At 59.8% G+C, this 11,445-nt stretch carries 10 protein-coding genes; 5 read left to right on the top strand and 5 right to left on the bottom strand.

The features are described 5' to 3' along the window. Both L972_RS01575 and L972_RS20460 read left to right on the top strand, forming a co-directional pair. A partial coding sequence (locus L972_RS01575; protein WP_047434797.1) for a sensor histidine kinase occupies positions 1-1,076 on the top strand: 1,076 nt, incomplete at its 5' end. Further along, a complete protein-coding gene (locus tag L972_RS20460) occupies positions 1,069-1,626 on the top strand; it encodes a hypothetical protein (protein WP_081990669.1) in 558 nt (185 codons plus the stop codon). The genes L972_RS01575 and L972_RS20460, both read left to right, overlap by 8 nt. Positions 1,627-1,697: 71 nt before the next feature. Here L972_RS20460 and rimK read toward each other — a convergent pair whose 3' ends face one another. After that, positions 1,698-2,594 carry a 30S ribosomal protein S6--L-glutamate ligase gene (gene rimK, locus L972_RS01570; RefSeq protein ID WP_005340088.1) on the bottom strand — a complete coding sequence of 299 codons (897 nt, stop codon included), beginning with the start codon at positions 2,592-2,594 and terminating at the stop codon, positions 1,698-1,700. Positions 2,595-2,825: 231 nt separating this feature from the next. Further along, complete coding sequence (gene metH / locus L972_RS01565; RefSeq protein ID WP_047434722.1) at positions 2,826-6,521, bottom strand: methionine synthase; 3,696 nt, start codon at positions 6,519-6,521, stop codon at positions 2,826-2,828. A gap of 216 nt (positions 6,522-6,737) precedes the next feature. On the opposite strand from metH, the gene L972_RS01560 reads away from it, so the two are divergent. Then, positions 6,738-8,015: a cation:proton antiporter gene (locus L972_RS01560; protein ID WP_021231596.1), complete on the top strand. Its 1,278-nt coding sequence runs from the start codon at positions 6,738-6,740 to the stop codon at positions 8,013-8,015. 506 nt (positions 8,016-8,521) lie between these two features. Continuing rightward, a complete protein-coding gene (locus L972_RS21245) occupies positions 8,522-8,698 on the top strand; it encodes a hypothetical protein (protein WP_005340085.1) in 177 nt (58 codons plus the stop codon). A 153-nt stretch (positions 8,699-8,851) separates the two neighbouring features. On the opposite strand, the gene L972_RS01555 is transcribed toward L972_RS21245, so the two are convergent. Beyond that, positions 8,852-9,349 carry a GNAT family N-acetyltransferase gene (locus tag L972_RS01555; RefSeq protein ID WP_019446507.1) on the bottom strand — a complete coding sequence of 166 codons (498 nt, stop codon included), beginning with the start codon at positions 9,347-9,349 and terminating at the stop codon, positions 8,852-8,854. Positions 9,350-9,477: 128 nt separating this feature from the next. Then, positions 9,478-10,299: an HDOD domain-containing protein gene (locus L972_RS01550; protein WP_019446506.1), complete on the bottom strand. Its 822-nt coding sequence runs from the start codon at positions 10,297-10,299 to the stop codon at positions 9,478-9,480. A gap of 169 nt (positions 10,300-10,468) precedes the next feature. Here L972_RS01550 and L972_RS01545 point away from each other — a divergent pair, with 169 nt between their 5' ends. Then, positions 10,469-10,735: a hypothetical protein gene (locus L972_RS01545; RefSeq protein ID WP_005348674.1), complete on the top strand. Its 267-nt coding sequence runs from the start codon at positions 10,469-10,471 to the stop codon at positions 10,733-10,735. Between the two features lie 72 nt (positions 10,736-10,807). Here the strand turns inward: L972_RS01545 and aphA are convergent. Then, positions 10,808-11,445 (bottom strand): acid phosphatase AphA (aphA, locus tag L972_RS01540; RefSeq protein ID WP_081990668.1); only part of this gene is annotated, 638 nt, incomplete at its 5' end.

The following is an 11,445-nucleotide window of genomic DNA, read 5'->3' as shown; positions in this document are numbered from 1 at the left end:
CCCGCTACAGCGATGACTGGCTGCGACTCGGCCCGGCGGCCGCCGCCCCGAGCCCCAGACAGTTCTCCAGCTACTGGACCGAGGCGGGACGCCTGCCGAAGTGGTTGAAGCCCTACCAGACTCCCGGCTTTTTCGAGCATCAGCTGGGCAAGGAGGACAAACACTTTCTGGTGGCCCGTCACCCCTCCGGCGAGGGACTGCTCTATCTGGTGTTCAACGACGACGCTGACGACTACCTCGACCCCTACGAAGACAAGCTGCATCTGGCCACCCGGCTGATCGGGGTGACCCTGCTGCTGGGCTGCCTCGGCTTCGGTATCTGGCTGGTACGCCATATCACAGGGCCGCTGCAACGGCTGCAACAGAGGGTCGCCCACCTCACCCCGGATCAGGCGGATTTCGAGCCCGACGCCCCCTGGCAGGAGCTGCGGGACATCGAGCTGGCGTTGCTGGCCGGCAAGCAGGAGGTGAGTGCAGTGTTCGCTCGCGAGCAGGAGTTCAGTCGCTTCGCCAGCCACGAGCTACGCACCCCCAACATGGTGATCCAGGGCTCGGCGGCCCTGCTCGGCAAGGTGACGGATCTGCCCGCGCCAGCCGCCCGCGCCACCACCCGCATCCGCGCCGCCGCTGACGAGATGGCACTGCTCACCGAGACCTTCCTGCTGCTGGGCCGCAAGGAGGCAGTGGAGCGACCGCTGCAGCAGGTGACCCCGCTGATCCGTCAGGAGCTGGCCCGCCTCGCTCCGCTGTTGCAGCGGGAGGCCCTCGATATCCGGCTTAATCTGGACGAGAGCAGCGAAGTAAACGCCCCCCTCTCCCTGCTCGCCATCGCCCTCGGCAACCTGCTGAAAAATGCCCTGAGCTACGCCGAGGGACATATCGACATCGAGCTGTGTGGCCCGGTGCTCATCATCAGCAACCCTACGGCGGCGGCGCCGGATCAGATCCTCGGCTACGGCTGTGGCCTCACCATCATCCAGCGCATCTGCGAGAAGCTAGGCTGGCAGATCGATACCCGGCTCGAGGATGGCGTATTTAGCGCCCAATTAGAGATGAGGTCCAATTCACATGAGTGAAAAAGAAATCTTTATCCGGCAAATACGTCATCGTTCCAATGAACATATAAGGGCAATGGAGGTTCTTAGTGCTGCGAATATCCCAAGCCAAATGATTGCTGTACTTCGGCAAGAATTAGACTCAATGGTGCGAGTCATTTACTTACTAAGCCAAGAGCCATCCAGACAAACTCAACTGATAGAGGATTCAGTAAATGGCCGAAAATGGCAGCAATCTAATCGTAGAGGCAACGTAACAGACCGAGAAATGGTTGAGCTAGCTCAGCAGCTCCAAGGCTGGACTCAATCAGTTTATAAATTTGGGTGCGCATTCATTCACTTATCCAACTTACATGATTACAACAACCGTGACCCATTGAAGCTGCTTACAACAGAAGAGCAAGACGCCATCCTTGAGCACTGTAGACACTATCATGGCGGCCCAGAACAGTCTGAATTCACAGATCTAATTCCATATCTACCAAGGGTTCTGCAGAAAGTCACAAGTAATCTTGAGTGCTATCTTGCGCAATTGGGGGAAAGCAGCCCACATAAACCTGACCAGATATAAAAGGATTCATACCAATAAAACAAGGCGCCCAAGGGCGCCCTGTTTCTATCTGACAGATGCAAGCCTGAGGCTCACTCCGCCGGTTTGTTCTTGCGACTCGCCTTGAGTTCGAGGAACTCGATGATCTTGCCCGCCACATCCTTGCCGGAGGCGGCTTCCACCCCTTGCAAGCCGGGGGAGGAGTTGACCTCCAGCACCAGCGGGCCACGGGCGCTACGCAGGATATCCACCCCCGCCACATCCAGCCCCATGATCTTGGCGGCCTGCACGGCGGTCGCGCGCTCTTCCGGGGTGATCTTGATCGCCTCGGCGGTGCCGCCACGGTGCAGGTTGGAGCGAAATTCCCCCGGCTGGGCCTGACGGCGCATGGCGGCCACCACCTTGCCGTTGACCACCAGACAGCGGATGTCGGCGCCATTGGCCTCGCGAATATACTCCTGCACCAGAATGTTGTTGTTGGTCTGGATAAAGGCCTCGATCACGCTCTCGGCGGCCTTCTGAGTCTCGCAGAGCACCACGCCAATCCCCTGGGTTCCCTCCAGCAGCTTCACCACCAGCGGCGCCCCGCCCACCATGGTGATGAGGTCGGGCACGTCGTGGGTGCTGTGGGCATAGCCGGTGATGGGCAGGCCGATGCCATGGCGGGAGAGCAGTTGCATCGCCCGCAGCTTGTCGCGGGAACGGCTGATGGCCACCGAGCTGTTGAGGGCCATGGTGTTCATCATCTCGAACTGGCGCAGCACGGCGGTGCCGTAGGCGGTAATGCTGGCCCCGATCCGCGGGATCACGGCGTCATAACTTCCCAGCTCCCCACCCTCGTAGTGAATGGAGGGGTTGTGGGAAGCGATATTCATATAGCAGCGCAGGGTGTCGAGCACCTCTACCTGATGACCGCGCGCCTGCGCCACCTCGACCAGACGGCGGGTGGAGTAGTTTTTCGGCTCACGGGATAAAATGGCGATCTTCATGACAATTCCGCTAGAAGGCTGTGCCTGGGCAGGATGGGGCGGGAGAGTATAAGGTGCCACAGCGCCAAGACAACGCCAATTGTTTATCCTGACAACAAGACAAACCACACCAAACCGCACGCTACCACATCACTGTGACCAACAGGTTAAACGGCGGCTCTGCGCAGGTTGTTCAACCCGAGCAAGGATGCCGCCGTTTCTCGTTAAAGATCAACCGATGTCACGCGGGAATCAGTTCAGGTTTGGCCCCAGCCAGCGCTCGGCCTCTGCCAGCGTCATCCCCTTGCGGGCGGCGTAATCTTCCACCTGATCTTGCTGGATCTGCGCCACCGCGAAGTATTTGCTCTCGGGATGGGAGAAGTACCAGCCCGACACCGCCGCACCCGGCCACATGGCGTAGGATTCTGTGAGCTGCATGCCGATAGCCTGCTCGACATCCAGCAGTTCCCAGATGCTCCCCTTCTCGGTGTGCTCCGGGCAGGCCGGATAACCGGGGGCCGGGCGGATGCCCTGATAGTTCTCGCGAATGAGCTCCTCGTTGCTAAGGGCCTCGTCGGGAGCATAACCCCAGTGCACCTTGCGCACCTGTTCGTGCAGGTACTCGGCAAAGGCCTCGGCCAGACGGTCGCACACCGCCTGAATCAGGATGGCGTTGTAGTCGTCATGCTGCGCCTTGTAGGCCTTGGCGATGGCCTCCTCACCGATGCCGCCGGTCACCGCGAAGGCGCCGATCCAGTCGGGCTTGCCGCTCTCTTTCGGCGCCACATAGTCCGCCAGACAGTAGTTGGGGAAGCCCTGCTTCTCGCTCTGCTGGCGCAGATGGTGCAGCACCTTGATGACCTCGGTGCGCGACTCGTCGCTGTAGACCTCGATGCTGTCTCCTACCGCGTTGGCCGGGAACAGGCCGACCACCCCGGCGCAGCGCACGCTCTGAGCTTTTTCCAGCTGGTCCAGCATGGCGTTGGCGTCGGCAAACAGCTTGGTCGCCTCCTCGCCGATGATCTCGTCCTCGAGGATGCGCGGGAATTTGCCCGCCAGCTCCCAGCTGAGGAAGAACGGTGTCCAGTCGATGTAGGGGCGCAACACCGAAATGGGCACATCTTCGAACTTCTGCACCCCAAGCTCGCGGGGCTTGGGTGGCTGGTAGCCAACCCAATCCAGCTGATGCCGGTTGGCGCGGGCATGGGCCAGACTGACCGGGCGGGAGCGCGGCTGCTTGCGGGCATGCTGATCCCGGGCAATCTCGTACTCCTTGTCGATGCGGGCGACAAACGCCTCCTTGAGATCCGGACTGAGCAGGCTCTGGGCCACCCCCACCGCACGGGAGGCGTTGGAGACATAGACCACGGGCTCCGAGTAGTTCTGTTCGATCTTCACCGCAGTGTGCGCCTTGGAGGTGGTCGCGCCGCCGATCAGCAGCGGCAGCTTGAAGCCCTGACGCTCCATCTCCTTGGCCACGTGCACCATCTCGTCCAGCGACGGGGTGATGAGACCCGACAGCCCGATGATATCGGCGCCGACCTCCCGCGCAGTCTTGAGAATCATCTCGCAGGAGACCATGACCCCGAGGTCAACAATCTCGAAGTTGTTGCACTGCAGCACCACCCCGACGATGTTCTTGCCGATGTCGTGCACATCACCCTTGACGGTGGCCAGCACGATTTTGCCATTGCTGGAGCCGCCCGACTTTTCCGCCTCGATATAGGGCTGCAGATAGGCCACCGCCCGCTTCATCACCCGCGCTGACTTCACCACCTGCGGCAGAAACATCTTGCCCGCGCCGAACAGGTCGCCGACCACGTTCATGCCATCCATCAACGGCCCTTCGATGACGTGCAGCGGCTTCTCGGCGCCAGCGCGCGCCTCTTCGGTATCCTCTTCGATAAAGTCGGTGATCCCCTTGACCAGTGCGTGCTCCAGCCGCTTGCCCACCGGCCAGCTGCGCCACTCCTGATCCCGCGGATCCTCAGCCTGGGCACCGGCACCGCGATACTTCTCGGCGATGGCCAGCAGCTCCTCGGTGGCATTGTCATTGAGGTTGAGCACCACCGCCTCGACCTTCTCTTTCAGCTCCGCCGGAATGTCTTCATAGATGGCGAGCTGACCGGCGTTGACGATCCCCATATCCATGCCGTTCTTGATGGCGTGGTAGAGGAAGACGGCGTGAATGGCTTCGCGCACCGGCTCGTTGCCGCGAAACGAAAACGAGACGTTGGAGACGCCGCCGGAGATCATGGCGTGGGGCAGGTGCGTCTTGATGTCCTTCACCGCCTCGATGAAGTCCACCGCGTAGTTGTTGTGCTCGTCGATGCCGGTCGCTACCGCGAAGATGTTGGGGTCGAAGATGATGTCTTCCGGCGGGAAACCGACCTGATCCACCAGGATCCGGTAGGCACGCTGGCAGATCTCGAACTTGCGGGCGCGGGTATCGGCCTGCCCCGCTTCATCGAACGCCATCACGATGACGGCGGCGCCGTAGCGGCGCAGCAGTTTCGCCTGCTGAATGAACTTCTCCTCCCCCTCTTTCATGGAGATGGAGTTGACCACCGGCTTGCCCTGCACGCACTTGAGGCCCGCTTCCAGCACCTCCCACTTGGAGGAGTCGATCATCACCGGCACCCGGGCGATATCCGGCTCACCGGCGATGAGGTTCAGGAAGCGCACCATGGCCGCTTCGGCGTCAAGCATCCCCTCGTCCATGTTGATGTCGATGATCTGGGCACCGTTCTCTACCTGCTGCTTGGCAACGTCGAGCGCCTCGTCGTAGAGCCCCTCTTTGATCAGCCGCTTGAACTTGGCTGAACCGGTAACGTTGGTGCGCTCCCCCACGTTCACGAACATGGACTCGGGGGTGATGATCAGCGGCTCGAGACCCGACAGGCGGCAGGCCACCGGCAGCTCGGGCAGCACGCGCGGCTTGATGCCCGCCACGGCATCGGCCATGGCGCGGATATGGGTCGGGGTGGTGCCGCAGCAGCCGCCGACCATGTTGAGGAAGCCGCTCTGGGCCCACTCGCGGATATGCTCTGCCATCTCACCCGCATCGAGGTCGTACTCACCGAACGCATTGGGCAGACCGGCGTTGGGGTGGGCACTGACATGGGTCTCGCTGATGCGAGACAACTCCTCCACATATTGGCGAAGCTCATCGGGCCCCAACGCACAGTTGAGGCCGAACGACACCGGCTTTACGTGGCGCAGCGAGTGGTAGAAGGCTTCGGTGGTCTGGCCGGAGAGGGTTCGGCCGGAGGCATCGGTAATGGTGCCGGAGATCATCACCGGCAGGCTGTAGCCCAGCGCCTCGAACACCCCTTCCACCGCGAAGGCGGCGGCCTTGGCGTTGAGGGTATCGAAGATGGTCTCGATCAGGATGATGTCGGCGCCGCCCTCGATCAGGGCATGGGTCGATTCGGTGTAGGCGGCCACCAGCTGGTCATAGGTGACGTTGCGCTTGCCGGGATCGTTCACATCCGGCGAGATGGAGGCGGTGCGGTTGGTGGGGCCCAACACCCCTGCCACGAAACGCGGCTTGGCGGGATCTTTTGCAGTCCACTCGTCGGCCACGGCGCGGGCCAGACGGGCGGCTTCACGGTTGATCTCGGCGGAAAACGCTTCCATCTCGTAATCGGCCATGGCGATGCGAGTGGCGTTGAAGGTGTTGGTCTCGAGAATGTCGGCCCCGGCAGCACAATACTGCTCGTGGATCTCGCGGATCACCGCCGGACGGGTCAGCACCAGCAGATCGTTGTTGCCCTTGATGTCGGTATGCCAGTCGGCAAACCGCTCACCCCGATAATCCGCCTCACCGAGTTTGTAGCCCTGGATCATGGTGCCCATGGCCCCGTCGATGATCAGGATCCGCTCCCTGAGGCAGGCTTCCAGCTTCTTTGTTACGTCCGACTGCTTGCTCGGCTCTCTGCTCGACATTACGTTCGACACCGCGTGTTCCTCTTACATCCATGCAACTGCGTAAACAGCATCCTAACAGCAAACAAATAAAATGGAAATCTAGCCGTCTATCAGTCCAAATGCACCACCATATACTCATTTATGGGTAATGAGTAACATAGGGCCCGAGAGTAACCTATGCCCGTCCTGCATAGGGATACGTGCTTGCTGTCTACCAACGAGAAAAAAATAACTATGAGCGTCTACTACACACTCTGTTTTCTGGCAGCGTTGGCGATTTTTATCGCCTTTGCCAACCAGTATGTTGTGAAGATCCAGACCACCATCGCCATTACTGCGGGCTCCATGCTGATCTCCGCACTGCTGGTGCTGTTTGGCAAACTGGGTTGGTTCAATCTGGAACCTCTCGCCGTCAAGACCATGGAGAGCATCGACTTCCAGAACTTCCTGCTGAAGGGGATTCTGGGCTTCCTGCTGTTCGCCGGTGGCCTTGGCATCAACCTCAAGGCGCTGCGTAGCCAGAAGTGGGAGATCACCATTCTGGCCATCATTGCCACCCTGCTCTCCACCTTCCTCATCGGCTACGGCTTCTGGTTTATCGCCAAGCTGCTGGGCTGGGAGTTGCCGCTGGTCTACTGCATGCTGTTTGGCGCGCTGATCTCCCCCACTGACCCGATTGCCGTACTGGCCATCGTCAAGAAGATGAAAGCGCCACCCCAGATCGCCATCCAGATCGAAGGGGAATCCCTGTTCAACGACGGTGTTGGCCTCGTCATCTTCGCTACCGTGTTTGCCGTCGCCTTTGGCGGTGTCGAGCCCACCTTCGGTAGCGTGGCCGGTCTGTTCCTGCACGAAGCCCTCGGTGGCATCCTGTTTGGCGCCGTGCTGGGCCTCATCGCTCACGTGATGATCAGCGCCACCGATGACGGTTCATTGGAGCTGCTGCTGACTCTCTGTATCCCGACCGCCGGTTTTGCCTTTGCCAACATGATCGGCGTCTCCGGCGCACTGGCCATGGTGGTCACCGGCATCATGATCGGCAACTGGACCCGTCACTCCGGCTTCTCCGAGCAGAGCAGCCATCACCTGGATCACTTCTGGGAGTTGATGGACCAGTTCCTCAACGCCCTGTTGTTCCTGCTGATCGGTCTGGCGCTGGTACTGCTGGATCTCGCCTGGCGTGACTGGATCCTGCTGGTCATTGCGGTGCCGCTCTGCCTGGGCGCCCGCTTTATCAGCGTGTCGCTGCCCTATGTGGCTTTCCGCCGATTCCGCAATTACAACACCTTCTCGGTACGGATCCTCACCTGGGGTGGCCTGCGCGGTGGTCTGGCGATGGCGATGGCACTGGCACTCCCCTCCGGCGTCATGATGATCCCGGAACATGGCGTCGACCTGCGTCAGGTCATCCTGGTGATGACCTACTCGGTGGTGATGTTCTCCATCGTGGTGCAAGGCATGACCATCACCCCGATGATCACGGCTGCCAAGAAGGCCTGTGGCGACTACTGAGTCGGCCCACTGTGCTGATTGCAGAATGAGAGAGGGCTCCCGTCGGGAGCCCTCTTTTTATGGCGGATAGCTGCGGATATTTGCTGCTGATAGCACCTTGATTACACAGAGGAAAAGCGTACTGACTTCAACATCGGCAAATTATTGTTTGCTTTTTATTCATTTCGAGGAGAGAATGCGCGTCGGCTAGTTAATCAGCCCTGTTTATGTTTACCCTGCAATGCTTCACCTCACGATGAATCCTGCCAGTACCCGCATAACCTTCTTCTGATTTACTCGCCTTGAGAACCGTCAGGCTGTCTGCCTGCGTTGCCCGGCTCTCACGGTGCAGACCCGATCTGCCCACCCAATTTGATTTATGCATCAGCATATTCCTTGAAAGTGCAGACGCCCTTTAACCGGGCTGGGTATTCCTGCGCGCTTGTCGTTCACCCAATCGACCGCGCCCATTGACCTGACATTTGCCAATACAAGGAGCAAACACCTAATTTATATAGAGAAATACCATGATGAAAGCAGTACAAACACACAAGCCCCTGCGTCGCAGCAAGCCCATCAACCTGCCTGTGCAAGAGCACGACAATGATGCGTTTCTGATCCAGTTCAGCACCCGCTTCAGCGGCGGTTTCGCCATCTCCTGTGATGGTATCGCTGGCGAGTTCTCCATCGAAGACCTCAACTGATCCTGCCTGCCCTCCGGCAGCGCCCGATGCAGACAGGCCGCAACTCACGGCGGCCTCTTTGCTTCTCTCACGCCTTTCGCCAGATCAGGCCTCTTGCTTGTCACTCAGCCTGACAGCCACCTCGCCATTTGCTTTTCAGCTCTCTGACCTTGGTCACTGCTCCAGCAGCAGGCACTCATCGGCATCTTCGCTCAACTTGACCAGTCGACTGCGCACCAGCCCCAACTTGGCCAGCAGGCCGATGGATCGCTCGTTGCCCGGAGTGACGATGGCAACTACCTGCCCGATCCCCAACCGGCTTTTGCCATCGGCAAGGGCGGCATGCGCCGCTTCAATGGCGTAGCCCTGACCGCGATATTGCGGCAGGAAGGCGTAACCGATATCGACCTGCTCCAGGGTATCGCGCTTGATCAAACCGCAGATACCGAGGCTGGCACCGTCCTCCTTGCGCTCCACCAGATAGAGTCCGTGACCATAGCGGGCATAGCTGACCGCCGGTCCCTGCTGGATATACTCCTGCGCCTGCTCCAGGGTGCGAATGCCCCGATCACCGATGTAACGATAAAAGTCGCCGTCATTGAGCAGCTCAAGGATGAAGGGGGCATCGGTGGCGATCATTTCGCGCAGGATCAGGCGGGAGGAGGCAATCATGGCAAGGGCTCTCAAACGGAAAGTGAAGGGCAAAGAGTGCCCCGTCACTCCAGGGCTGGCAAGCCTGTGGCGCCATCGGCCATGAAAAAGGGGCCATGTTGGCCCCTGATGAAATGGGATAAACGGGCTCAGGCAGCCAGCAACCCGGCATAGCCATTACCCTGCTCCCGCAGTGCAGTGAACTGGGCAGCGCAATCGGCCCAGCTCAACCCCAGCGCATCTGCCACCTTGTGGGGCCACTCGGGCGGCGCCTCTTCCCCCACATCGGATTGCGCTGCCAACACGATCGCCAGATGGATCAACCCGGCCTCGGGAGAGAACTCCTTGGCCAGCATGGGGTTGTAGTGATACTCCACCGCATTGCTGATGGTCTCGGGGAACTTCCAGTAGCGTGCCATAGCCGCCCCGACCTGGGCATAATTGAAGCCGACCACCAGCTCTTCCGCCTTGGCCCGTCCCTTGTGCAACTCCAGATCGTGGATGTGATGGACGGTGTTTTCCGGCAAGCCTACGTGCATCACCAAGCGGCCGAGATCGTAGAGCAGGGCGCAGGTAAAGACCTCATCCCCCTTCATCCCCTTCTTCACCGCCAGACGACGGGCCAGCTCCGCCACATTGAAGACGCAGCCCCAGAAATGTTTGAGGTCAATGCCGGGTACCGCAGTGACCGACTCGGTGAGCCCGCAGGCCAGCACCATGTTGCGCACCATCGCCAACCCCAGCCGCACCGCGGCTTCATTGACGGTGCCGATCTGACGACTGCTGCCGAATTTGGCCGAGTTGGCCAGCCGCAGCAACTTGGCGGAGATGACAGGGTCCTTGTTGATCAACTTGCTGATCTTGAGCAGATCCGGATCCTTTTCATTGAAGGTCTGGATCAAATCGCGCATCACTTCCGGGATCTGGGGCAGTAGCTTGGGCTCGGCCAGCAGGGAATCTATCGTGGGCATAGGCGTGTCCATCCATGTTATCTGTGTTCCAACCTGTTTGCCTTGGCAAACTCCTCCTAATTATGGGTAACAAATGGCCTCCCCATCGGATTGTTTATTCGCTGGTCATTCAAGGTGTTAGTCACATTCAGGCTATACTGGCCGCCACATTCACTGTTGCGGATATCCCATGAACGACACTCAGGAATTTTTTGATGAAGACGCGCTGCTGGAGATGGTGGAGAACCAGCTCAACGACGGTCACCCGCCCCATGTGAAGGCGACCCTGATGCGGCTGGTAATGAAGGGCACCCCGCGAGAAGAGGCGCTGCAATATATCGCCTGCGCCCTCGGTGCCGAGCTGATGGCGATGGAGGCCGATCAGGGCCCCTTCAATCTGACCCGTTACGGCGAGTTTCTCGACAGCCTGCCCGAGATGCCGTGGGCAGACGACTGACCCGAGCTGGATGACGGATGCAAAAAGGGCGGGTGCCAATGGCCCCGCCCTTTTGCATGGATCCGCTCCGGATCAGAACTGGGAGTTGATGATCACCTCTTCCCCCAGCGCCCCTGCCAACGGCAGTGGCCGATAGCTGGAGTTGGCGGCCCTCAGCAGACGAATGCCGCGAATGCCGACCTCCTGCGCTGCCTTGATATCTCCATCGGCGTCGCCGTAGAAGAGCTTCATCTGCTTATCCTTGAGCCATTGAACCTTGTTGTTCTGGCCCGGCTGATCACCGGCGAAGATCACCGGATTGAGCTGGTCGGCCGGAATATTCATGGTCTGCTGCAGAGTCTGGCTCACGGTTTCGGTCTTGGTGGCCGAGCGACCGGTGACGAAATAGATGTGGTCACCGCGCTTGAGATGCATGGCGATGAGCGCCTTGCCCACCTCTTTCGGCATGCTGAACGCATCCCAACCATTGTTCATCTTCTCCCAGAAGGCGGGGTTCTTCAGATAGCTCTCGTCGTTGGGCGAGAACTCCTGCTTGCCGCGATAAAAACCCGGGCTGGAGAAGAGCAGGGTATCGTCGATATCAAACCCGACGGCCATCGGGGGCAGGCCATCCAGACTCTTGGCAATCTGCTCCACTGATACCCAGTGGATCGGTGCCTGCTGGGCCAGAGTGACGGTGGTGACACCGGCAGGGATCGGCTGAACGGTAG

Origin of the sequence: Aeromonas sp. ZOR0001 (assembly GCF_000801015.1) — a bacterium.
In the GTDB taxonomy this organism is placed as follows: domain Bacteria; phylum Pseudomonadota; class Gammaproteobacteria; order Enterobacterales; family Aeromonadaceae; genus Aeromonas; species Aeromonas veronii.
Note: the sequence above shows the minus strand (reverse complement) of the source record. Positions and strands in the feature narration are given on the sequence as shown.

What these genes read in the sequence shown, in the direction of transcription:
- L972_RS01545 (WP_005348674.1), top strand. Translation starts at nt 10,469, where the DNA reads ATGAACGACACTCAGGAATTTTTTGATGAAGACGCGCTGCTGGAGATG.
- rimK (WP_005340088.1), bottom strand. Translation starts at nt 2,594, where the DNA reads ATGAAGATCGCCATTTTATCCCGTGAGCCGAAAAACTACTCCACCCGC.
- L972_RS01550 (WP_019446506.1), bottom strand. Translation starts at nt 10,299, where the DNA reads ATGCCCACGATAGATTCCCTGCTGGCCGAGCCCAAGCTACTGCCCCAG.
- L972_RS01560 (WP_021231596.1), top strand. Translation starts at nt 6,738, where the DNA reads ATGAGCGTCTACTACACACTCTGTTTTCTGGCAGCGTTGGCGATTTTT.
- L972_RS20460 (WP_081990669.1), top strand. Translation starts at nt 1,069, where the DNA reads ATGAGTGAAAAAGAAATCTTTATCCGGCAAATACGTCATCGTTCCAAT.
- L972_RS01555 (WP_019446507.1), bottom strand. Translation starts at nt 9,349, where the DNA reads ATGATTGCCTCCTCCCGCCTGATCCTGCGCGAAATGATCGCCACCGAT.
- L972_RS21245 (WP_005340085.1), top strand. Translation starts at nt 8,522, where the DNA reads ATGATGAAAGCAGTACAAACACACAAGCCCCTGCGTCGCAGCAAGCCC.
- metH (WP_047434722.1), bottom strand. Translation starts at nt 6,521, where the DNA reads ATGTCGAGCAGAGAGCCGAGCAAGCAGTCGGACGTAACAAAGAAGCTG.